At 35.3% G+C, this 24,165-nt stretch carries 22 protein-coding genes; 9 read left to right on the forward strand and 13 right to left on the reverse strand.

The features are described 5' to 3' along the window. Positions 1 to 4 precede the first annotated feature (4 nt). From dnaJ to rpiB, 5 genes are all read right to left on the reverse strand, one after another. Positions 5 to 1,126, reverse strand: a complete 1,122-nt coding sequence (dnaJ, locus tag VJJ03_RS05685; RefSeq protein ID WP_009745596.1) for a molecular chaperone DnaJ — start codon at positions 1,124 to 1,126, stop codon at positions 5 to 7. 21 nt (positions 1,127 to 1,147) lie between these two features. Continuing rightward, positions 1,148 to 1,843, reverse strand: coding sequence for a nucleotide exchange factor GrpE (locus tag VJJ03_RS05690; RefSeq protein ID WP_323974371.1), 696 nt, complete (start codon positions 1,841 to 1,843; stop codon positions 1,148 to 1,150). 71 nt (positions 1,844 to 1,914) lie between these two features. Then, a complete protein-coding gene (locus tag VJJ03_RS05695) occupies positions 1,915 to 2,667 on the reverse strand; it encodes a YoaK family protein (RefSeq protein WP_009745598.1) in 753 nt (250 codons plus the stop codon). A gap of 35 nt (positions 2,668 to 2,702) precedes the next feature. After that, positions 2,703 to 3,725 carry a phenylalanine--tRNA ligase subunit alpha gene (pheS, locus tag VJJ03_RS05700; RefSeq protein WP_009745599.1) on the reverse strand — a complete coding sequence of 341 codons (1,023 nt, stop codon included), beginning with the start codon at positions 3,723 to 3,725 and terminating at the stop codon, positions 2,703 to 2,705. A gap of 21 nt (positions 3,726 to 3,746) precedes the next feature. Beyond that, on the reverse strand, positions 3,747 to 4,169 hold the full coding sequence (rpiB, locus tag VJJ03_RS05705) for a ribose 5-phosphate isomerase B (protein ID WP_009745600.1): 423 nt from the start codon (positions 4,167 to 4,169) through the stop codon (positions 3,747 to 3,749). 136 nt (positions 4,170 to 4,305) lie between these two features. Between rpiB and VJJ03_RS05710 the strand changes: the two genes are divergently transcribed. Then, positions 4,306 to 5,076, forward strand: a complete 771-nt coding sequence (locus VJJ03_RS05710) for an MBL fold metallo-hydrolase (RefSeq protein WP_040358342.1) — start codon at positions 4,306 to 4,308, stop codon at positions 5,074 to 5,076. A gap of 32 nt (positions 5,077 to 5,108) precedes the next feature. On the opposite strand, the gene VJJ03_RS05715 is transcribed toward VJJ03_RS05710, so the two are convergent. From VJJ03_RS05715 to VJJ03_RS05740, 6 genes are read right to left on the reverse strand one after another with little or no spacing between them, the layout of a single operon-like run. Continuing rightward, positions 5,109 to 7,226 carry a glycoside hydrolase family 97 protein gene (locus tag VJJ03_RS05715; RefSeq protein WP_009745602.1) on the reverse strand — a complete coding sequence of 706 codons (2,118 nt, stop codon included), beginning with the start codon at positions 7,224 to 7,226 and terminating at the stop codon, positions 5,109 to 5,111. Between the two features lie 47 nt (positions 7,227 to 7,273). Then, on the reverse strand, positions 7,274 to 7,741 hold the full coding sequence (locus VJJ03_RS05720; RefSeq protein ID WP_009745603.1) for a hypothetical protein: 468 nt from the start codon (positions 7,739 to 7,741) through the stop codon (positions 7,274 to 7,276). Between the two features lie 20 nt (positions 7,742 to 7,761). Further along, a complete protein-coding gene (locus VJJ03_RS05725) occupies positions 7,762 to 8,310 on the reverse strand; it encodes a hypothetical protein (protein ID WP_009745604.1) in 549 nt (182 codons plus the stop codon). 27 nt (positions 8,311 to 8,337) lie between these two features. Continuing rightward, complete coding sequence (locus VJJ03_RS05730) at positions 8,338 to 10,083, reverse strand: ABC transporter ATP-binding protein (RefSeq protein ID WP_009745605.1); 1,746 nt, start codon at positions 10,081 to 10,083, stop codon at positions 8,338 to 8,340. A 52-nt stretch (positions 10,084 to 10,135) separates the two neighbouring features. Next, positions 10,136 to 11,605, reverse strand: a complete 1,470-nt coding sequence (rpoN, locus tag VJJ03_RS05735; protein ID WP_323974377.1) for an RNA polymerase factor sigma-54 — start codon at positions 11,603 to 11,605, stop codon at positions 10,136 to 10,138. A 25-nt stretch (positions 11,606 to 11,630) separates the two neighbouring features. Continuing rightward, positions 11,631 to 12,098, reverse strand: a complete 468-nt coding sequence (locus VJJ03_RS05740; protein ID WP_009745607.1) for a hypothetical protein — start codon at positions 12,096 to 12,098, stop codon at positions 11,631 to 11,633. A gap of 404 nt (positions 12,099 to 12,502) precedes the next feature. Between VJJ03_RS05740 and prmA the strand changes: the two genes are divergently transcribed. From prmA to aroC, 8 genes are all read left to right on the forward strand, one after another. Beyond that, the gene (gene prmA / locus VJJ03_RS05745; RefSeq protein WP_323974379.1) at positions 12,503 to 13,333 is read left to right on the forward strand and encodes a 50S ribosomal protein L11 methyltransferase; all 831 of its coding nucleotides are present in this window, start codon (positions 12,503 to 12,505) and stop codon (positions 13,331 to 13,333) included. Next, positions 13,330 to 14,412: a bifunctional diaminohydroxyphosphoribosylaminopyrimidine deaminase/5-amino-6-(5-phosphoribosylamino)uracil reductase RibD gene (gene ribD, locus VJJ03_RS05750; RefSeq protein WP_009745609.1), complete on the forward strand. Its 1,083-nt coding sequence runs from the start codon at positions 13,330 to 13,332 to the stop codon at positions 14,410 to 14,412. Before prmA ends, ribD begins: the two co-directional genes overlap by 4 nt. Before the next feature lie 52 nt (positions 14,413 to 14,464). Next, positions 14,465 to 15,706, forward strand: coding sequence for a hypothetical protein (locus VJJ03_RS05755; RefSeq protein ID WP_323974381.1), 1,242 nt, complete (start codon positions 14,465 to 14,467; stop codon positions 15,704 to 15,706). Positions 15,707 to 15,711: 5 nt separating this feature from the next. Next, positions 15,712 to 15,966, forward strand: coding sequence for a hypothetical protein (locus VJJ03_RS05760; RefSeq protein ID WP_009745611.1), 255 nt, complete (start codon positions 15,712 to 15,714; stop codon positions 15,964 to 15,966). Positions 15,967 to 16,656: 690 nt separating this feature from the next. Then, on the forward strand, positions 16,657 to 17,886 hold the full coding sequence (locus tag VJJ03_RS05765; protein ID WP_323974384.1) for a hypothetical protein: 1,230 nt from the start codon (positions 16,657 to 16,659) through the stop codon (positions 17,884 to 17,886). 23 nt (positions 17,887 to 17,909) lie between these two features. Beyond that, a complete protein-coding gene (gene mnmE, locus VJJ03_RS05770) occupies positions 17,910 to 19,337 on the forward strand; it encodes a tRNA uridine-5-carboxymethylaminomethyl(34) synthesis GTPase MnmE (protein ID WP_323974386.1) in 1,428 nt (475 codons plus the stop codon). A 68-nt stretch (positions 19,338 to 19,405) separates the two neighbouring features. Then, entirely contained in the window at positions 19,406 to 20,014 is a 609-nt protein-coding gene (locus tag VJJ03_RS05775) for an IMPACT family protein (protein WP_009745616.1), read from the forward strand. Between the two features lie 4 nt (positions 20,015 to 20,018). Next, positions 20,019 to 21,092 (forward strand): chorismate synthase, encoded by a 1,074-nt coding sequence (aroC, locus tag VJJ03_RS05780; protein WP_323974388.1) that lies wholly within the window; start codon positions 20,019 to 20,021, stop codon positions 21,090 to 21,092. Here the strand turns inward: aroC and uvrB are convergent. Then, positions 21,074 to 23,077 carry an excinuclease ABC subunit UvrB gene (gene uvrB, locus VJJ03_RS05785; protein ID WP_323974390.1) on the reverse strand — a complete coding sequence of 668 codons (2,004 nt, stop codon included), beginning with the start codon at positions 23,075 to 23,077 and terminating at the stop codon, positions 21,074 to 21,076. The two genes, aroC and uvrB, sit on opposite strands and share 19 nt — an antisense overlap. Next, a complete protein-coding gene (locus VJJ03_RS05790; protein ID WP_009745619.1) occupies positions 23,074 to 24,147 on the reverse strand; it encodes a GDP-L-fucose synthase family protein in 1,074 nt (357 codons plus the stop codon). Before VJJ03_RS05790 ends, uvrB begins: the two co-directional genes overlap by 4 nt. Positions 24,148 to 24,165: the final 18 nt, after the last annotated feature.

The following is a 24,165-nucleotide window of genomic DNA, read 5'->3' on the forward strand; positions in this document are numbered from 1 at the left end:
CTAGTCAGGAAAACATATCTCTGACTTTTTCAAAAAAACTTTTCTCAGTTTTATCAGGCTGAGGGGTAAAGTTATCATCCTCCAACATTTTTTGGAAAAAACTTTTCTGTTCCTTAGTAAGAGTTCTAGGGGTCCAAACATTTACATGTACCAACAAATCTCCTGTACTATATTCATTAATATTAGGAAGCCCTTTTCCTTTAAGCCGAAGAATCTTTCCTGATTGAATACCTTCTTCTAATTTGATACGTACCTTCCCAGTTGCGGTCTCTATATCCTTTGAAGTTCCTAGAACAGCCTCAGGCATACTTATATAAAGATCTAAATGAAGGTTATCACCTTCTCTCTTAAGGGTTTTGTGCTCTATTTCTTCAATAATAACTAATAAATCACCAGGAATACTATTACTACCAGGAGCATCATTTCCCTTTCCAGGAACTTTTAACTGCATTCCTTCCATTACTCCTGCTGGAATCTTAATAGATACTGTCTCTTCTATATTTTTTAGCCCTTGAGAATCAGCTCCATCAGGTCTCTTGTCAATCACCTCTCCACTTCCTCCACAAGTAGGACAAGGAGAAGAAGATTGCATACGACCTAAAATAGTATTTACTTCACGAATAATACTACCATTACCATGACAGGTACTACATGTTTTATAAGTAACTCCTTCAGCCTTAACTTTTCGCTGTACTTTTACTTTCTTTTCAACTCCTGTAGCAATATCAGCCAAATTGAGTTTTACTCGAATACGTAAGTCACCTCCTTTTACACGATAAGAGCGTGAGTTTCCACCACCAAAACCACCAAAACCACCAAAACCGCTAAAGTGCCCACCAAAGATATCCCCAAAGTTACGGAAAATATCTTCCATAGTACTACTATAACCACCACCCGTACTACCTTCAAAGGCAGCATGTCCAAACTGATCATATTGAGCACGTTTTTGCTCATCACTTAATATCTCATAAGCTTCAGCTGCTTCCTTAAATTTTTCTTCGGCTTCCTTATCTCCTGGATTTTTATCAGGATGATATTCCAAAGCTTTTTTACGGTAGGCCTTTTTTATCTCAGCAGTGCTTGCATTCTTGCTAACACCTAATACTTCGTAATAATCTCTTTTCATCTAAAACATTAACCAAAAGGACTATTGTCCCACAACTACTTTAGGATAACGAATAATTTTACCCCCCAACTTATATCCTTTTTCTATTACATCAATAATTTTCCCTTTCAATTCTGGTGAAGGAGCAGCTACTTGGGTGATAGCTTCATGAATTTCACTATCAAAGGGGTCAGAAACAGAGACCTTGATCTCTTCCAATCCCTTTGATTGTAGTGTTTTAAAGAATTTACTATGAATAAGCTCTACACCCTTTAATAAGTTTTCATCACCTGATTTTGAGATTTCCACTAAGGCTCTATCAAAATCATCTAAAATAGGGAGCATAGCCTGTATGACATCTTGTCCTGCCGATTTAAATAACTCTATACGTTCTCTGGTTGTTCGTTTCTTATAATTTTCAAATTCCGCAAAAAGACGAGTGAATTTATCTTTTTCCTTATGGAGTTCAGCTTCTAAGATGGAAATTGCCTCATCTGCTTCCGCAGTGTTATCAAATTGTTTTCCGGAAAAGTCAGGCTCAGGTGTATTATCTCTTAAATCAATATTTTCTTCAACAGAATTTTCTGGCTCTACAACTAATGGCTCCTCATTGACCTCTTGATGAACAGGGTTACTATCATGCTCTTCATCTATAATTTCAGCATCTTGAAATTCTTCATCATGTATTCCATCAGTATAAAAATCACTATTAGTATTATGGGTATGTTCTATAATCATTGTCCTCAATTTTTTTAAATTTTGTATCAAAAACTTTGCCAAATATAAAAAATGACAAAATGGCAGAATTTCTATTTTTCTCTTTTTCTATGATATCTCCTATGCTTTCTCTTTTTATATCTGAAACGTAAATCATCATAGTAAAGCCCTAACAAGAGGATAACTATAGCAAAAAATAAAGTTTGGAGTCCGAGGCTCATTTCTACATACGCAAAACCTGCAAAAAAGCCTCCTAAAAAGAAGAAAATAACAATAAAAAGACGTAACTTAATACTATTTTTTATCTTTTTTTCTTGTTCTAAATAATTATTTCTTCTTAAATAGAAAAGCTGAGATAGTTCAATGCCTAAATCCGTAAAGAGTCCTGTAAGATGCGTAGTACGTACCGTTGCATTAGAAATTTTAGTCACAAAAGAATTCTGTAATCCCATAGCATAAAGAAGCATAAAAGTAGTTGCTTCGTGCGGAAATTCTTCAAAAATATAGTTCAACAGAATTACCGATCCTAATACTAAACACTCCAATAAGGTTGGGCGAAAGTATTTATTTTGTTTTTTATAATAATTAGCATCTTCTATAAGCCATCCAGAAGTAAAAGATCCCAAAAGGAAACAAACGATATAAAATAAGTAGATTGTTCCTTTCCAGAACTCAGCTATGGACATATCATAGATAAAAAAAGCAAAATGTCCTGTTACATTAGTTGTTAATCTACTTAAAAAAAGAAAACCTGTTACATTGACTATACCTGCCACAAAGGAAAGTACTACAGCTATTTCTAAGTTGTTTTTAGCAGAACGCTTTTTGCCCTGATGCCTAAACATTATGAAAAATATTAGAGTTTCTCAGAAAACAAAACTTATATAGAACTTTTAAATTGTTCCAAGAAACGTATATCATTTTCATAAAAAGTGCGAATATCTCCTATTTGATACAAAAGCATGGCTACCCGTTCTATTCCTATTCCAAAAGCAAATCCATTATATTCATTAGGATCAATTTGACAGTTTGTTAGCACATTAGGATCTGTCATTCCACATCCCATAATTTCAAGCCAACCTGTTCCTTTAGTGATTCTATAATCAATTTCATTATTAAGTCCCCAATAGATATCCATCTCAGCACTAGGTTCAGTAAAGGGAAAATAAGAAGGACGTAATCGGATTTTGGATTTCCCGAACATTTCCTTAGTAAAATATATAAGTGTTTGTTTTAGATCAGCAAAAGAAACATTCTTATCTATATACAACCCTTCTATTTGATGAAAGAGACAGTGAGAACGTGCTGAAATATCCTCATTACGATAGACCCTACCAGGAGCAATAATACGTATAGGAGGACGATTTGCTTCCATATAACGGGTCTCCACAGAACTAGTATGGGTATGAAGTAGAATGTCAGGATTAGTTTGTATAAAGAAAGTATCCTGCATATCACGAGCAGGATGATATTCGGGTAAATTGAGGGCAGTAAAGTTATGCCAATCATCTTCTATTTCAGGACCTTCAGCTATACTAAAACCAATATTAGAAAAGATGTCAATAATCCTATTCTTAATTAATGAAATAGGATGGCGCCCACCTATAGTAATAGGGAAAGCAGGACGTGTAAGGTCATTATTGTTTTGTATAGTCAAATCTTGACCATTCATCTTCTCTTTTAAAGTATTGATCTTAGCTTCTGCTTTGCTTTTCAATTCATTGATAATCTGTCCAAAACTTTTCTTTTCTTCCTTAGGTACTTCCTTAAATTGAGTAAAAAACTCATTAAGTAATCCTTTTTTCCCAAAGTATTCAATACGGAATTGTTCTAATTCTTCTTTCTTCTCAGTAGTAAAAGCCTCTACTCGAGCAATATGTTCCTTTATCTTATCTATAATCATAAAAAGCTAATTTCGTTGTGGTTATATTTTTTCTATTCGACGTAAGTGTCTACCTCCTTCAAAATCCGTCATAAGGAAAGTTTTCACTATTTCTATAGCTTGTTCTTGAGCAGTAAAACGTGCAGGAATAGCTATTACATTAGCGTCATTATGTTGGCGAGCTAAAGAAGCAATTTCTTTAGTCCAACATAAGGCACAACGCACTTTAATATGTTTATTCACGGTCATAGCTACTCCATTTCCACTACCACAGATAACAATTCCATAATCAGCTTCTCCCTTATCCATTATCTCTCCTACAGGATGAGCAAAATCAGGGTAATCTACACTCTTTGTATCATCAGTGCCAACATTTATTACTTGATAGTTTTTCGATAATAGGTAATCAACAATTGCTTTCTTGTAAAGTGTACCTGCATGATCATTTCCAATAACAATTTTCATTAGTCTGTCTTTTAGGGTGCAAAGTTACATTTTTTTTACTACTTTTGAAATTTATTGTAAAGAAAAATTGTATCTTTGCCGTAAGATTTTTTCCCTTGAAAAGGGATCAAAAAACAAATTAGAAAAATTAAAATTAATGAAACTTACCTTCTTAGGTACAGGTACTTCTCAGGGAGTACCTGTGATAGGCATGAATACTCCTGTAGCACGAAGTAAAGATAAGAAAGATAAGCGGCTACGTACTTCGGTTTTACTCTCTTGGGGAGGAGTCAATGTAAATATAGACTGTTCTCCTGATTTTCGTCAACAAATGTTACGACACAAAGTACAACACTTAGAGGCTATTCTCTTCACTCATGAACATGCTGATCATACAGCAGGGTTAGATGATATACGTCCTTTTGTACTCAAACAAGGAGATATGCCTATCTATGGACTTCCCAGAGTGATTGAACAGCTTCGCATACGCTTTGCTTATATCTTCGCTAAAGAGAATCGGTATGCAGGTGCTCCTTCAGTGAAAGTTACTGAAATAGAGGATTATACTCCTTTTCTTCTTTTTGGTAAGAAAGTAACCCCCATTTCCATACAACATGGAACACTTCCTATTATAGGATACCGTATAGGTAATTTGGCTTATATCACTGATGCTAAGTATATAAATGAAAAAGAACTTTCTAAATTTTATAAAGTAGATACTCTTGTGCTCAATGCTTTACGTAAAGCTCCTCATCCTACTCATCTAAACTTAGATGAAGCACTCACTATCATCAGAGAAGTGTGTCCACGTCAGGCATTTCTTACTCACATGAGCCAAACTATGGGATTCCATGCCAAAGTACAAAAAGAACTTCCTTCACAAGTATTTTTAGCCTATGATAATTTAACAATTAAAGTAAAAGAATAAGAGACTCTTTAACAATAGCTTTCCGTATATATTTACTTTATAGGTTGGATACTTATAGCATAGCCTCCTCCATGAGCTGCAATTATTTTGAGCTTACTTTTAGCATTAACTTTTTTCTTCTCTATAGTATAGGATTTAGCATTACTGCGAAAATCAGCATTTTTAGCATCAGCATATATAGTAGCTTCATATTCACGACCTTTATCTAAAAAACTAAGTAATAATTCAGAAGAATGTCCATTTTCATTAGCAGTACAACCTATATACCAGTTATCACTATTTTTATCCTTTCTGGCAATAGTAATGTATTTTCCTGGCTCAGCCTCTAAATATATACTCTTTTGCCAAGCTACGGGTACTTGCTTAATAAATTCAAATGCATCAAGATACTTTTCATAATTTTCAGGTAAATCAGCTGCCATTTGTAAAGGACTATACATAGTTATATATAAGCCTAATTGTTTAGCAAGAGTACTACTCATCTTATGATGATTATTTGGATTAACATTTACTATATCAGTTTCAAAGATACCAGGAGTATAATCCATAGGCCCTCCCTGTAGGCGAGTAAAAGGTAAAATAGTGGTATGAAAAGGTTTTATAGTCTCTAGGGCTTCATATTCCGTACCACGAGCCGATTCATTACCTATAAGGTTTGGATAAGTGCGGCACAACCCCGTAGGACGTACTGCTTCATGAGCATTAACCATAATTTTATGTTTAGCAGCTTCTTTAATAGTATAGAGATAATGATTCACTGCCCATTGTCCATAGTGGTGTTCACCACGAGGGATGATACAACCCACATAACCACTTTTTACTGAATTATAACCGTACTTATTCATCAGTTGAAAAGCCTTCTCCAAATGACGCTCATAGTTGCGTAAAGAGGCAGAAGTTTCATGGTGCATCATTAATTTAACTCCTTTGCTATGAGCATAATTATTCAAGCCTTTGATATCAAAATCAGGGTAAGGAGTTACAAAATCAAATACATAGTCCTTAGAATTGTCAAACCAATCCTCCCATCCTATATTCCAACCTTCCACTAATACTTGATCAAAACCATGCTTAGCTGCAAAATCAATATAATGACGTACCTTTTCATTATTAGCAGCATGAGTTCCATTAGGACGTGTTTTAGTATAATCCACACTATCCAAGTCAATAGTAGGTAAATCATTAGTATAAGCCCAAGAAGACTTGCCTGTAATCATCTCCCACCATATACCTATATATTTTACAGGTTTTATCCAAGAAGTATCTGTTAAAACACAAGGATCGTTAAGATTTAGTATCAGCCGAGATGCTAAAATATCACGAGCATCATCACTAACCATCACTGTACGCCAAGGAGTATGGCAAGGGGTATATAGATAGCCTTTATTTCCTTGAGCATCAGGAGTAAGCCAAGATTGAAATATAAAGTTTTTATCATCCAAATTCAAACTCATACAAGCATAGTTTACTAATGCTGCTTCATGCAGATTAATATATAAACCATCTTGACTTTTCATCATTAGAGAGGTTTGTACTCCCGTAGGCGAAAAAGGTGTCTGACACACATTTTTGATGACAGCTTTAGGCATCTGTGAGCGGATTTGAGAGAGTTTGCATTCAGTATAATCATACTCCTGTGTATCATAATCACCAGGAATCCACCATGCTGTGTGGTCTCCTGACATAGCAAATTGACTAAGTTCTTCCTCAATAACAAAATAAGTTAGCTCTTTTTGCTGTGGAAATTCATAACGGAAACCTATTCCTTCATTATATACTCGAAATCGAATATTCATTTTCCGCTGGGTAGTTGTCTGCTCAAGAGACACTAAAAGTTCATTATAATGGTTTAAGATTTCTTTCTCCTCTCCCCATATAGGTGTCCATATTTCTTTAAAAGTAGACTTTTTCGTATCAACTACTTTGAAGTGTTGGGTAAGAGGTTCAGATTTTTTAATCAAAAAGCCTAATGTGCTTTCCTCAATAACTGATTTATTTTTATAAGTTACCTTATAAGAAGGAGTTCCTTTTTCATTAAGAGAGAAGGAAAGCATGATCTTTCCGTCAGGAGAGATTTGTGTTTGTGCCTGAGTAGAGGCAGTAATATTGGTAAAAAGAGACATAAATAAAGTGATTAACAATTGTTTCATGTGATAAGTATAAAAATTAATTTGAGAAATTTCTGTGGTATAATAATTTATTCTTCTTTTTGAAGAGCATCAACATTCTCTTTTTCCTGTTCTTGCAGAATAGATTTAGACATATCGTCTTTAGCAACAATAAAATACAAACAATTTATTGCCCATCCTATCCAAAACAAATAGAAGCCAAAATGGAACCTTATTTTCATCACTCTATGCATAGTAGTAGTAAAATCCCAATAAGTAGCTATAAAGCCTCCTATGCCTACAAGAAGTAATAGCCAAGCAATTTTTTTAGCAATAGCAAGGGACACAATTGATCGAATAGTGTAGAGCACACCAAAGAGTAAGCACTGTATAAAAAAGAATAACAGAGCTGTTTTCCACCAAGAACGAAAAACCATAAATTGTCGGTACATAGTATGAATCCCAATGCGTCCTAAGAAAGACATCTGAGTAATGAGAATACCCGAGATTACTGATAAGAGAGATTGGAAAAGGAGGAGAGAAGTATTTTTTTTCATATAATTTTTAAATTAAGAGATTATTTAGAAAGTATCCACCCTTCTTTTTCTTGATATCTAGCTTTAAATTTCTTCTGGATAAAATCCTGTCCACCTATTTTCTTACTTAGAAAACTGAAGGGAGTTTCTTTTTTCTGCAGGGTAGCAGTAATGGTAGCATTTTTTTCATTTTTTTGTTCTACATTTATTTCATCAGCTAAAACATATTCAAGAGTTTTGACTTTGGCACGTGTCTCTTTAAGTTCTGTTACATAAGGGAGCGCCTTATCTGTACACTTGATATTCACTACCCATACGCTATCATTCGAGAGCCATTTCTTCTTTACTTTGATCTCTTCTATAGAGATATAATCATCTTCTTCTAACTTTTTAAGTTGTTTGATTTTTTCTCCATCTTTTTGGGTACGATACTTTACTTCTCCCAAAGTGAAGTGAGCAGTTTCATACATAGGTTTTGCCTGCAAGGATTCTTCTACTAATATTTTTGCTTGAGAAGAGGATAGTTTTCCATCAGAACAAGCTATAAGAATTAGAAGACTTCCTAAAATAATAAAAAAATATTTTTTCATAAAAATTTCATTTTTAATTTATTATGTTTATTCAATAACTTGGGTATCATAATAATTACGATAACTTTCATTTTGAGTATAGAGCTCTGTGTGTGTTCCTTTTCCTATAAGTTTTCCCTTGTCCAAGAAGAGAATAAAATCAGCATTTCTAGCTACTGATACACGGTGACTAACAATAATACGAGTACTTTGTTGTGCTACCTGAGAAAGGTTATGTAGGATTTTTTCTTCAGTATCAGTATCCACAGCAGAGAGGCAATCATCAAAAAGATATATCTGAGCATCTTTAATTAAAGCTCTAGCAATAGATACTCGTTGACGCTGTCCTCCACTGAGAGAAATACCTCGTTCTCCTAATATAGTCTTATATCCGTTCTTAAAATCTATAATATTATCATGTACTTGGGCAAGTTTAGCCACAGCAATGATTTCTTCTTCAGTAGCATTTTCTTTACCAAACTTAATATTATTCTCAATAGTGTCTGAAAAGAGAAAAGAATCCTGTGGAATAACTGAGATAGATTTTCGCAAATCATTCAAGTTAAGCGTCCTTATATCTTGATTATCTATAAATATATGTCCTTCCTGCGTATCATATATACGAGTGATTAGGTCTAAAATAGTGGACTTTCCGGATCCAGTCCTTCCAATAATAGCAATGCTTTTCCCCTTTGGAATATGAAAAGAAATATTCTTCAAAGCTGTAATTTGGGTATCAGGATAAGTAAAAGTTACTCCTTCAAAACGAATATCTCCCCTGATAGGGGTATGTTTTAAGGTAGGCGTTTCAATATCATTTTTCTCATGCAAAAATTCATTAATGCGTCCTTGAGAAGCTTCTGCTTGTTGGACTATATTACTTACCCAACCTACTGTAGCCACAGGCCATGTAAGCATCATTACATAGATAGTAAATTCCGTAATTACTCCAATGGAATCAATTTCATTGTTAATATATAAATACCCACCAATAAAGATAACAAAAATAACGCTAATACCAATGAGGAATACCATAATAGGAAAGAACCAAGCCTCTATCCGTAGTAATTCTAAGTTTTTCTCACGTCCTTTTTGACTAAGAATTTCCATATTTTTTTGTATTTCTTTTTCCATAACAAAAGCCTTTATAGTATGAATACCTGAGAAAGTCTCCTGTGAGAAGGAAGAAATATCAGAAAGAAATCGTTGTACTTCAATAGTTTTAAGATTTATTTTTTTACTTATAAAATAAACAAGTATCGCTAAAATAGGTAATGGAAACAGTGCATAGGTAGCTAATGTAGGGGACGTATAGAACATTAAAGGAATACTACAGACAAAAAGAGTAATTGTCTGTACACTGTACATCAGTGCAGGTCCTGTATACATACGAACTTTACCCACATCTTCACTAATACGATTCATTAAATCTCCCGTGCGATTTTGTTTATAAAAACGCTGAGAAAGAACTTGATACTTTTGATAAATTTCATTTTTCATATCAAACTCTATATAACGGGAAACATTGATAATCAGTTGTCGCATCCAAAAAGTGAAAAAGCCAGAAAGTAAGGCTGAACCAATAATAATCAAACAGAAGAAGAAAAGTTCTCTTCCTAATCCTCCTTGAGGATTAGGATTTTTCAAATAATCTTCTACTACTTTTATGGCATATTGTACACTCTTAGGCATCACTAAGGAAAAAAGCCGTGCCACAATGGTAATGAATACTCCTAAAATAAGTTTTTTTCGGTATTTATAGAAATATTTATTTACGTAGGCTAAGTGTTTCATTGTAATAAAATAGGGCACAAAGGTAGAAAATAATTACGAAATACCAAGACCATCATAATTCTTTTCTTAATCGTGCTACGGGAATATCCAATTGTTCACGATATTTAGCGATAGTACGTCTAGCTATAGGATAACCTTTCTTTCTGAGGAGTTCCATAAGTTTATCATCTGTATAAGGTTTATTTTTATCCTCCATTTCTATTACAGATTGTAATATCTTCTTTATTTCATGAGTAGAAATATCCTCTCCTTCCTCATTTTTGATACCTTCTGAAAAGAAAGCTTTCACTGGCTTGGTACCATAAGGAGTACTAACAAATTTACTATTAGCAACACGTGATATGGTGGAGATATCCATTCCTATACTCTCAGCTACATCCTTGAGAATAAGAGGTTTTATCTTAGTCTCGTCTCCTGTGAGAAAATATTCTTTCTGATGTTGCATAATAGCATTCATAGTAATAAGGAGTGTGTTCTGTCGTTGCTTAATAGCATCTATAAACCATTTAGCAGCATCCAATTTTTGTTTGATAAATTCAACTGCTTCTTTTTGTTTTTGTTTGTCCTTTTCAGCAGAGTCTCGATATGTCTTAAACATCTCTGTATATTCTTGAGATACATGTAACTCTGGAGTATTTCGTCCATTAAGAGAGAGTTCTAACTGTCCATCATTGATGTGTATTGTAAAATCGGGGACTATTTGCTCGGTAAGTTTTCCTCCCTCAGAATAAGAACTTCCTGGTTTAGGATTTAATTTTTCAATCTCTTGCACTACTTCTCTAAGAGTATTCTCTGAGAGATTATATTTTTGTGCTAGTTTCTCATAATGTTTCTTACTAAATAGTTCAAAATTTTCGTTAAGTATTGTAGTGGCTATCTCAATGATGGATGTATGTGGCTTATGTTGCAGTTGAATAATAAGACTCTCCTGTAAGTTACGAGCTCCTATGCCTGCAGGTTCTAGCTGAAAAATAACTGATTTGAGTATTTTCTCTACCTCTTTCTCATTGGTATGAATGTTTTGAGTGAAAGCTAAATCATCTGCTATATCTCTCATACTACGGCGAATATAACCATTATCATTGATACTTCCCACCAGAAATTCAGCAATCTCTCTTTGCTTATCATCCAATCGAAAAGTGCTGAGCTGATCCAACAAATATTGATGAAAAGAAACTTCTTCTCTATAAGGCTGAGAATATTCCTCTTCATTATAATTATTAGCATAAAGCCGATAATCAGGAATCTCATCATCACTAAGATATTCGTCTACATTGATATCCTCAGCTTCAATGATTTGATTATCTTCATATTCATCCTCAGTAGTATCATAAGAGTCATCAAAGTTATCTTCATCCTCCCAAGAATCTTCATTAGATACCTCCAAAGCGGGATTTTCCTCTAACTCCTTTTTTACACGTTGTTCAAAAGCAATAGTAGGAAGTTGCACTAATTTCATTAATTGGATTTGCTGAGGAGATAGTTTCTGAGCAAGTTTAAGTTGTAATTGTTGTTTTAACATAAAGTACTTTTAGTAAACAAAATGCTTATAAATATTTTATACAAATTTTATTATCCTTACAATAGTCTATAAAAATAGCAATAATTTCATTTTTATCATTTACTACAATGGGGGAACGTATTAAAAAACGTTTAAAATAGGTTAAATATACATAAAATACAGTTCCTTTGTCAGAGAATAAGATATCAGAACTTCGTTTATCATTCTCTGTTTCCATAATTTGCAGAGCTTCCTCAGAGGAAACTATTATATATTCACGTTTTTGAATTTGATTCTTTAAAAGTGCAAATACTTGATTTATTTTTTCCATTCCTCCTTCTTCCTCAGGTATAGTTTGAGTTATTTTAAGCATTTTCCAAAGTCCTGGATAATCTCCTTCTTCTGTTTGCAGGATAGAAGTGATAAATTGTTCAACAACTTCTTTTTGTGTTTGCTGTGCTCTTGAAAAAAATACACAACAACAAATACTTAATAGGGTAAAAAATATTTTCATAGATTAACATTTTATATTTAGGCAGTGCAAGGTAATGATTTTTCTTCAAAAATATTAATTCAATTTAATATTTAACATTAATTTAATAAAAGCGAATAATTTTATATAGAGGCTGTTTAAACTTTTCAAATAAAGTAAAAGTTGGCTTGGCGAGCATAAAGAATTTATAATTAGGTATGGATATTTAAATATAACTTGGATTGGAATGCTTCTATTGGAATTTATATCCAAGTTCCTCAAAAAAGTTTAAACACATTTATAGTTTTTAAATCATATAACAGACAATTTCTTATTTAATAATGAAAAGAATGAATGTATATATCTATGATAAAATAATATTTGTTTTTCAAACCTAATTTCTATATTTTTGTGCTTTTAAAATGATCAATAACTTATTTGCACAAATGAATTATATAGAGTATAATTTTACAGTTTCCCCTAAGGAGCCTGGATCAGAAATTCTTGTTGCCGAACTTGGAGAAGTGAGCTTTGAAAGTTTTGTAGATACACCTACTGGAATTAAAGCTTATATTCCTAAAGACCTTTGGAAGAAAGATATTTTGCAGAACATTTTTATTCTAAGAAGTAATGAGTTTATTATTTCTTACCAAATAAAGGAAATAGAGCAGGTTAATTGGAATGAGGAATGGGAAAAGAATTTCTCGCCTATTGTAGTAGAGGATATCTGCACTGTTCGGGCAACCTTTCACCCTACACCGACTACTCGTTATGATATTATGATTACTCCTAAAATGAGTTTTGGGACAGGACATCATGAGACAACCTATATGATGCTCCAGCAGCTCATTCTCTTATCTCTTGAGAATGTAAAGGTTCTGGATATGGGTTGTGGCACAGGTATCTTGGCTATTATGGCATCCTTACGAGGAGCTCGTGATATTACTGCTATTGATATAGACCCTTGGTGTGTGGAGAATGCTACTGAGAATGTGCAACAGAATAATTGTCCATTTATTAAAGTAATGGAAGGAAATATTTCTACAATTATTGGAGAGCAATTTCAGCTAATCCTTGCTAATATCAATAGAAATATCTTGCTTTCGGATATTCCCGCTTATGCCAAAGCATTGTCTCCTGCGGGCTTACTTCTTGTAAGTGGTTTTTATATAGAGGATTTGCCTGTCATAAAGGAGAAATGCCAAGAAGTGGGACTTTCCTTCCTTAGCCATATAGAGCGTAATCATTGGGTCTCAGCTAAATTCCAACAGAAATGATTATGATAATAGACGAAAAATATATGCAGCGTTGTCTGTTTTTAGCTCGTAAGGCGATGGGCTATACTTATCCCAATCCTTTAGTAGGTAGTGTGATTGTTCATCAGGGAAAAATCATAGGAGAGGGGTGGCATACCAAGGCGGGTGAACCCCATGCCGAAGTTAATGCAATAACCTCAGTGAGGGATAAAAGTCTATTGAAAGAGAGTACTTTGTATGTGAACTTAGAACCCTGTGTACATTTTGGGAAAACGCCTCCTTGTGCAGATTTGATTATTGAAAAGGGAATTCCCAGAATTGTTATTGGTTGTACTGATATCTATTCTAAAGTTGCAGGTAAAGGTATTCAGCGCTTGCAGCAAGCAGGAAGAGAAGTAGTTTTAGACGTCTTAGAACAGGAAAGCCAAGCACTGAATATTCGTTTTTTCACCTTTCATTCCCAGAAGCGCCCCTATATTATCCTTAAGTGGGCACAAACCAGAGATGGCTTCATTGCTCCACAACAGAGGAAAAACAAAGCTCCCGTATGGATTACCAATGATTTTTCCCAACAACTAACCCACTTATGGAGGGCTCAGGAAGGAGCTATCTTAGTCGGGAAAAGTACTGTAGTACAAGATAATCCTTCACTTACCACACGATATTGGGTAGGAAATACTCCTTTGCGCATAGTGATAGATGCTAGTCATTCGTTACCTGATTCCTTAGCAGTTTTTCAGAAGATGCCTACTGTTGTTTTCACTTCAAAAGAGATGACTGATACTTTTAATGTATCTTTTGTCCCTTTTAATCCTTCTTTTTCTATGCCAAAACAAGTTTGTAACTATCTGTATGAAAAGAATGTACAAAGCCTTATAGTAGAAGGAGGCACCCAAGTACTTCAGCAATTTATAAATGAAAGATTATGGGACGAAGCTCGAATATTTATAGGAAATAAGCGGTTTTCAGAAGGTGTAAAAGCCCCTCTATTACAGGATGGTAATTTAGTAGAAAGGCAAGATATACAGGGAGATAGCTTGTTTGTATATAATTCAAACTTCATAAATCTAAAATATGGTTTTAGGTATATCTCTCAATAAATATGGATACAATAAAAAGGAAGTTTCTATCTTATAAAATAAATTTAGGGCTGTGAAAAAGAAATTATTGCACTTATTTTTTGCTTTTCTTACAGGAATTATTTTTTTGTTAGTATATTTTCTGATATTGTCAGGAAATTACGGAACTGCATTTATAAAAAAAGAAATATTATTATATACTTTGTATGTATTATCTTTCTTTATAGGTGTATTTTCCTATTATTACTATCAAAAGAATAGCGTAACTAAGCGTTTTATACGTATATTTCCTATTTGTATGCTTGTGTTTTCTCTTGCTAAGCATTCGTCTGTGGTATATTCCTATTACAAATATCTTATTTCTTATATAGAAATGCCTAAGGAATTAAGAGGATATGATTTGTTAGACGATAAAGAGGTAAGACAAGCAGGAAAAATAATTATGCCTATTCCTCAAAGTGAAATATATGCTTATACTGATTTGTTCTTTGACCAAAATGATAATCTGTTAGTGTATTACAAATATGATGCAGAAGATGCCAATGCGCCCGTGGATTGTATATTGAAATATGATAAAGAGGGAAACCTTTCGGATACCTTATATTTGGAAAATAATCAGAAAGAGAAGAGAAACATCGCACTTAAAGAGGGCTATTTGATAGATTTTGTAGAAAAATCCTATTCTTCTTTTATGATAGATGGCAAGAAGGATTTTCTCCCTATGAAAGAACTAAAAGGGGAAGCTCAACTCTCAGAAAAAGATATAGAAGCCTATTTATTTGATGATCCTACCGACTTGATAACTATTATACACATATATGGTGAAGATAACCAAATTGTTATTATCAAAAAAGAAAATGAATTGTATTATTCCAAAATAAAAGTTTTTTTCTCTTCAAAAGATATAGATTTTTCTTTTCCAGCTCATTTTTATTTGTTTACTACTTTCAAAAATCCTACTCCTGAAATAGGAGAAGCCCCAAAAGAGCGCCATATAAAACCTGTGTATTATTTGAAAAAACAAACCTATAATTCTGGACTTCAGTTACTTGGAGAAAGAGAATCTTTTAAAGAAGAAGAATATCGAGGCAATGTATATTTCAAGTTGCTCTTGAATGAACAGCAGCTACACCTAAAGACTTTCTATTATCAAAATCTTTTTCCTTTTGGCCATACCGATGATATTCGCTATTATCAGAATCAGAATGAAACACTGGAAATATACAATGATATACGATTATATACTAACAGACACTTATCCTATGCTTTGCTCGGCACAGAATACAAATATTACCTAATAAAAAACAAATCTTGAAGATTATGAAAGAATATACGAAAAATAAAAAGGGATTCCCTATATTGGCTTGGCTTCCGATAGTAATTTTTATTGTTTTAGCAAAGATAAAATATTCATCAGATATTAATATTGATGTACCTATTAAGCTTTTTATCTATATTTCAGTAGGGATGATTGCTTGGCTTGTCTCACTTGCTAATGTGCTCTCTTATGTCAAGCGCTATCATTGGTTGGTTATTCTATTATATAGTCTTGTTTTTGTGTATTATACAGTATAAATGTTTAAAATATAACCGTTTTACTAATTAAAAATTAATTAAATGAAGAAAAAACCGAATATAAAAATAGGAATTATTATAAACATAGCACTTACTGTGTTATCTATTGTTTATATGTTTATATATTATATAGAAAGAAATGGTTTCGAATTTAATTATAATAGTTTGGAATTTTTCATTTATCTTTTTCTGTTCTATATATTCCCTTTTATCCTTGGGGTCAATCTATTATTCTTTCTATTTTATAGTTTCTTCTATAAATGGGCGAGAATAGGATTGGTTATTACGTAATTAATGGCTGCTTTATTTTATTTATAGGATAAGATTTTATACTCTCATTAGTTTATGAAAAAGAAACCAAGTATCTCAGTAGGCATCATTATAAGTTTGATTCTCTTACTTATCAATTTCTATTACGCTATAATGGCACATATTACCGATTTGGATTATCTTGATTTTAGTAATTTCAGAGTTTCGATGATGTATTTCTATATGAATCTTATAGCAGTTCCTTTATTTATAGCTTTATTATTCTTTTTATTTTATAGTTTTTTCTACAGATGGGCAAAGAAAGGACTTTGGATAACAAGTATTTTACTTGCAATGTCTATAATATGGTTTCGGCTATATATCTCTATGTGAATATATCAATAAGTATATAATTCATCTCTTAAAAATAATTTTACACTTATGGAAAATAAAAAACCACACTTTGGAAGGGTATTTGTTGTTAGTTTCTTATTATATATTCTATATTTTGGGATTATAGATACTATAGATACTTCTATAGATAACAAACTATTTTTTCTGCTTATAAGTCCTGCTTTCTTAGTATTAGGAATTTTGACTTACTATGCATTTTATTATGATATAGCAAAATATATGTTATTTTTCTTTATCATAATTGCTATGCTATATCTTTCTATAACACTTACCTTAGTGGTTGGAGTTCTTATCTATTTTTCTTTCTTTTACAAATCAGAAAAAGTAAGGAAAATAGCCAAAATAGGACTTTTTATTTCAGGAATTTTTGCCATTCCATTAATAGCCAATTTTTTTGGCTATGATTCTCTTTATAATTCTATAGCAAAAACATTTTCGGATATGACACTTCCTTCTAAATATAAAAAGTATGTAGCACTTAGTGGAAATACCGTTTCTTATGAAGGAAATACGATGGTGATGCTTCCTGAAGGAGAAAACAAACTAGTAGAATTTGCTTTTGTCAATCAGAAAAATGAACTTATTATAAGTGATGATGAACCTTTAGGTTATCTATCCAAATATGATACGCAAGGAAATAGGATTGATACATTGAAAATAGAAAAAACAGATGGAATAGAAAATCTTTTCGATGGATTTTATGGAGATTATCTTATGGATTTCAAAGGGAATCGTTATTGTTCTTGGGCGATAGATGGAAATAAGTCTTTTCGGTCTATGGAACAGCTTTCTGATTATGAAAAAGAGAATATCATTGATGATGATAAGATGTCAAAAGGAAAAAGAATAGACTTATTTTCACTAAAAAATGAAAATATTCCTAAAGAAGAAAGCCAAAGACGTGAAAAAATTATTCCTCAATATTTCAAAGTGGAAAGTTCAGGAAGTAATACCAGTTCAGGAATTGGAGGCGGATCAATCTCTTATCGTACCACTTGGGAAGAAGGTATTCTTTTCCTTTCTATTGAGGTAAATGGAAAAACCTTTCATCTGAAAAAAGGAATGACTATGTTCGATGAAGAAAACCTATTAAAGAGCAGCACAATTTATCGTACAATCTCAGGAGGAACCTTAGAACAATACGAAAACTATCAAGTATACACCCATCCTAAGTGGAATTATGCGTTGTTTGCTTATAAAAATTACAGATTCTCTAATGTTTACAGATTATTTATCATTAAAAACAAAAAAGGATAGCTGTAAAAAAGAATATTTTGTCTATGAATCACGAAAAAATACCTTATACTAACGATACTATTGTTGCTTTAGCTACTGCTACAGGGGTAGGAGCTATTGCCATTATTCGCTTGTCTGGAAAAGAAGCTATTGCACTTGCGGACAAAGTATTTAAAACACTAAGTGGGAAAACCTTATCCGAGGCACCTTCTCATACCGTCCATTTGGGAACGATCAAAAACGAAAACCAAGTAATAGATGAGTGTTTGGCAACGATTTTCAAGGGAAAGAAATCCTACACAGGCGAACCTGTGGTGGAGTTTTCCTGCCACGGGAGTCCTTATATCATTCAAGAAGTGATCAAATTGTGTTTGACAAATGGGGCAAGACTTGCTCAGGCAGGGGAATTTACCAAGCGTGCTTTCCTCAATAGAAAATTAGCCCTCAACCAAGCCGAAGCAGTAGCCGACCTGATTGCATCAGATAGCAAGGCTTCTCATCAAGTAGCCTTGCAGCAGATGCGTGGTGGTTTTACTTCCAAGATAGAAGGACTTAGACAAGAATTGCTTAACTTTGCCTCGCTGATAGAATTGGAATTAGATTTTTCAGAGGAAGATGTAGCCTTTGCCGATAGAGAGCAGTTGGAACAACTTTTGCAAAGAATAAGAACAATTCTGCAAAGACTTGTGCAATCTTTCTCCGCAGGCAATGCGATCAAGAATGGGATACCTGTTGCTATTGTAGGCAAACCCAATGCAGGCAAGTCAACTTTGCTTAATACACTGCTGAACGAGGAACGTGCTATTGTATCTGATATAGCAGGGACGACCCGCGATACGATAGAAGAAACTCTTCATATAGATGGAATTACCTTTCGCTTTATTGATACCGCAGGCATTCGTGATACCCAAGATAAAATAGAAGCTATAGGAGTAGAAAAAGCAAAAGAGAAAATAAAAAAGGCACAAATAGTACTTTATTTGTATAACGAAAAAGAGAATACCACCGATGAAGTAGTCCAATTTGTACAAGAGAATTACCGAAAAGGATTAAAAATATTGCTCTTACATAACAAAACAGATAGTGAATATATAGGGTTGTCTGATTTTGATGAAGAAATAGAAGAAAAACTAAACTCCAAGGAACGGAAATATGGTTATGGTCAGCTAAGAATATCGGCTAAAGAAAAAATCAATATAGAGGCACTCAAAGAGATCCTTTCTTCCTATGCCAAAGAACTCACCACAACAGAAAGTGCTACCATTATTACCAATATTCGTCATTTGGAAGCGCTTCAGCAAACTCTTATAGCTCTTGATAGGGTAGAGGAAGGACTTGCTACACAGCTCTCAGGAGATTTGTTGGCTATAGATATACGTGAGATGCTCTATCACTTAGGCAGTATCACAGGAGCGGTGAGCAATGACGAAGTCTTGGGGAATATATTTTCACGATTTTGTATTGGAAAATGAAATGTAATTAAGGAAAGGATAATAGATTATGAAAATTTTGTAAAGACCTATAATTCTCTATATAAGAAATGAAAGATACTTATAGAACTATTATAAAACCTGTTACCGATATTATCTATAAGGATAAGAGCAGTAAGTTTATAGGTTATTTGTACCCTGTTACTACCGAAAAGGAGGTAAAAAAGTACTTGGAGGCGGTTAAGAAAGAACACTTTTCAGCACGGCACTGGTGCTATGCCTATCAGTTGGGCAAAGAGCACTTTACCTATAGAGCGAATGACGATGGAGAACCCAGTGGTACAGCAGGGCTACCTATCTACAGGCAGATACAGTCCTTTGAGCTGACCAATGTACTACTGATCATAGTGCGCTACTTTGGTGGGATCAAGTTGGGGGTAAGTGGCCTTATTACTGCCTACAAAACCACTGCTCAGCTCACTCTTCAAGAGGCTGAAATAGAGGAACGCACCATTGACCTTACCTACCAAATTGTCTTTGATTACAAGGATATGAATAAGGTGATGAAAATCATCAAGGATAGGAATCTCACCATTGTTTCACAGACTATGGAGATGAACTGTACGCTCCTTGTAGAGGTACGTAAGGCTGAAGCCAGCTATGTAGAACAGCTTTTTGAGCAGCTTTATGAAGTTACTATTGAAAAATTAGAAGATTAGGACTATGGCAGGAAATACATTTGGACATTTGTTTAGACTCACTACCTTTGGTGAATCACACGGATCCGCTATAGGAGGAGTGATTGATGGTTGCCCTGCGGGAATCGCATTGGACTTTGAGCAAATACAGAGAGAGCTTGATAGGCGTCGGCCTGGGCAGTCGGCTATCGTAACCCAACGTAAGGAAGCTGATAAGGTACAGTTTCTTTCGGGTATCTTTGAGGGAAAGACCACAGGGGTACCTATTGGGTTTATCATAGCCAATACCCAACAACATTCTGAGGACTATGATCATTTGAAGGACTTATATCGTCCCTCTCACGCGGATTATGTGTATGAACAGAAATACGGCTTGCGCGACCATCGTGGAGGCGGACGTAGTTCTGCACGGGAAACAGCCGTTCGCGTAGTGGCAGGAGCTATCGCCAAGCAGTTCCTGAAAGGCATAAAAATTACGGCCTATGTATCAGCCGTAGGGGAGCTATCATTACCTGAAGAGGATTATAGTCAGCTTGATTTTTCTCAAATAGAAAAGAATCCTGTACGCTGTCCAGACCCTGTATTAGCAGCGCAAATGGAGGCTTATATCAGGGAGGTACGCAAGGACGGAGATACAGTTGGAGGTATTGTTTCTTGTGTAATACAAGGCGTGCCTGTAGGATTGGGCGAACCCGTTTTTGACCGCTTACATGGTGAGTTGGGTAAGGCCATGCTTTCTATCAATGCCGTAAAAGGTTTTGACTACGGAGGGGGATTCGCTTCTACTAGAAAAAGAGGAAGCCAAAACAACGATATATTCCTACCTGATGGCACGACTCGTACCAACTACTCAGGGGGCATACAAGGGGGCATTTCCAATGGAATGGATATCTATTTCCGTGTAGCCTTCAAGCCGGTGGCAACGCTTATGCAGGAGCAAGAGACGATCAATAGGGCAGGGGAGGTGGTGCAGTTCCAAGGAAAAGGCAGACATGACCCCTGTGTAGTACCTCGTGCGGTACCCATCGTAGAGGCGATGTCTGCCTTGGTGCTTGCTGATTATCTTTTGATACACAATGCCTATAAGGAGCTTGCTTGAAGCTTTTCCTGAAGTTCCTTGAGTAGGTCTCGATAGTGCGCCGCTTGAATGAAGTCCAATTCTTTGGAAGCTGCTTCCATCAGCTTGCGAGTTTGCTGTATTTCCTTTTCGAGTTCCTCACGACTCATTGGCTTGGTAGAGGTAGTTTCTTTCTTTTTTGGTGTATTCTCGTAGTGAAATTCCGTAATAGGGCTTTTGCTGAGTGCGTTTTCAATCCTTTTATGGAGTGGTTGGGGGGTGATGCCGTGGGTAAGGTTATAGTTCATTTGTTTTTCCCTTCGGTAGGCGGTTTCCTCAATGGTCACACGCATACTATCGGTGATTTTGTCGGCATACATAATGGCACGCCCATTAATATTACGTGCAGCACGTCCTACGGTCTGGGTCATCGAACGAGCCGAACGCAAGAAGCCTTCCTTATCAGCATCCAAGATAGCTACCAAGGATACTTCTGGGAGGTCTAATCCTTCCCTGAGCAGGTTCACTCCTATAAGTACGTCAAAAAGCCCTTTTCTAAGGTCTTGCATAATCTCAATACGCTCCAGCGTATCCACATCACTATGCACATAGCGGCAACGTACCTCCATCTTGGTTAGGTACTTAGTCAGCTCCTCCGCCATACGCTTGGTAAGGGTGGTTACCAGTACGCGCTGGTCTTCCTCTACACACTTTTGTATCTCTTCCAAGAGGTCATCTATTTGGTTTTTGCTAGGGCGTACCTCTATCTTAGGGTCAAGCAAACCAGTAGGGCGAATGACCTGTTCCACATATACGCCTCCGCACTTCTGCAATTCGTAGTCTGCGGGGGTAGCACTCACATAGATCACCTGATTTTGTAGTGCTTCGAACTCTTCGAACTTAAGCGGACGGTTGTCCATCGCTGCAGGAAGGCGGAAACCATACTCTACTAAGTTCTCTTTTCTGCTCCTGTCGCCCCCATACATTGCACGTACTTGAGGTATGGTGGCGTGGCTCTCATCAATGACCATAAGAAAATCCTTTGGAAAATAGTCTATTAAGCAGAACGGGCGACTTCCAGGAGGGCGCCTGTCCAAGTAGCGGGAATAATTCTCTATGCCAGAGCAATAACCTAATTCACGTATCATCTCCAGATCAAAATTAGTACGTTCCTCCAGCCGCTTTGCTTCTAAGGTTTTCCCTGCCGATTGGAAAAACTCAATCTGCTTGACCAAATCGTTCTGAATATCCTTGATAGCTGCTTGTAACACATCGGGAGAAGTTACAAACATATTGGCTGGATAGATGTTGATTTTCTCCAACCGTTCTATAGTCTTATTTGTCTCACGGTCAAAGGTCTCTATTAGTTCGATTTCATTGCCGAAGAAATGTACCCTAAGAGGTGTTTCGCTATAACCGGGAAAGACATCAATCACATCGCCCTTTACCCTGAAATTACCATGTAGGAAGTCGGCTGTAGTACGTGCATAGAGGCTCTGTACGAGTTGGTGCATAAACTTGGTACGTGTAAGAGTCTGTCCCTCCCCTATAGAGATAACATTCTTCTGGAACTCCAAGGGATTCCCAATGCCATACAGGCAGGACACGGAGGCTACTACCAGCACATCCCTTCGCCCTGAGAGTAGGGCAGAGGTGGTACTCAGGCGCATACGCTCAATATCCTCATTGATGGACAAGTCTTTTTCTATATACACTCCCGTAACGGGTATATATGCTTCTGGCTGATAGTAATCATAATAAGAGACGAAGTATTCTACTGCATTGTTAGGGAAGAAAGCCTTAAACTCATTATAGAGCTGAGCGGCAAGGGTCTTATTATGTGCCAAGACCAAGGTAGGCACCTGTACTTGCTCCACTACATTGGCGATGGTAAAGGTTTTCCCAGAGCCAGTAACCCCTAAGAGTGTTTGATATTTCTCTTGATCATTGATGCCACTGACCAAAGAAGCAATTGCACCGGGCTGGTCGCCCATAGGCTTAAAATCGGATATTAATTGGAATTTCATTTCAGGTAATGTTCATACATCATCTTAACGCCCTTTTCTAAGGAAATAGTATGTTTCCACCCCAAGTTGTTTAGTTTAGTAGGGTCAGTGAGTTTCTTCATGGTACCATCGGGTTTGGAATTATCAAAAGCTATCACACCTTTGTAACCGATTGTTTCACGAATGAGATCAGAAAGTGCTTTAACACTTAGATCGGATCCAGTACCTATATTGATATGTGTGTTGCGTACCTCTTTGCTATCGGCTGCATAAGTATCCTTGAAGTTGATGTGTTCCATGATAAAGACACAAGCATCTGCCATATCCTCACTCCATAGAAATTCTCTAAGTGGTGTACCTGTACCCCAAAGTATCACCTTATCTCTTAGTATTCCATATTTGGAAAGAATATCAATGATATCTTCTTTCTTGCTTTCTCCGGTGATATATCCTTCAATAGGACGTTTGTTAAGATCTTTTTTGATAGCCTGCCAATCGTCCTCCAAAAGAGCTTTAGCTAAATGAATTTTGCGAATCATAGCGGGGAGTACATGAGAACGTTCCAAATCAAAATTATCATTAGGTCCGTAGAGATTAGTAGGCATCACTGAAATAAAATTGGTACCATATTGTAGGTTATAACTTTCACACATCTTGATACCCGCAATTTTGGCAATAGCATAAGGCTCATTGGTATATTCCAGTGGAGAGGTGAGTAAGCAGTTTTCAGACATAGGCTGGGGAGCCTCTTTAGGGTAAATGCATGTGCTACCTAAGAAAAGAAGTTTTTTCACCTCATTCTCATAAGCGGCATGAATTACATTATTCTGAATCATTAAGTTCTCGTAGATAAAATCGGCACGATAAGTATTATTAGCCATGATACCTCCTACTTTAGCAGCTGCTAAGAACACATATTCAGGCTTTTCCTTATCAAAGAAAGCATTGACTGCTTCTGTGTTACGTAGGTCTAATTCAGTATGAGTACGACCTATAAGGTGCGTATACCCCTTGTTTTTAAGGTTTTTCCAAATAGCAGATCCCACCAAGCCTCGGTGTCCTGCTACATAGATTTTTGCATTTTTGTTCATAATAGAGATAATTAAAAA

This window comes from Capnocytophaga sp. G2 (assembly GCF_035282625.1).
GTDB lineage: Bacteria > Bacteroidota > Bacteroidia > Flavobacteriales > Flavobacteriaceae > Capnocytophaga.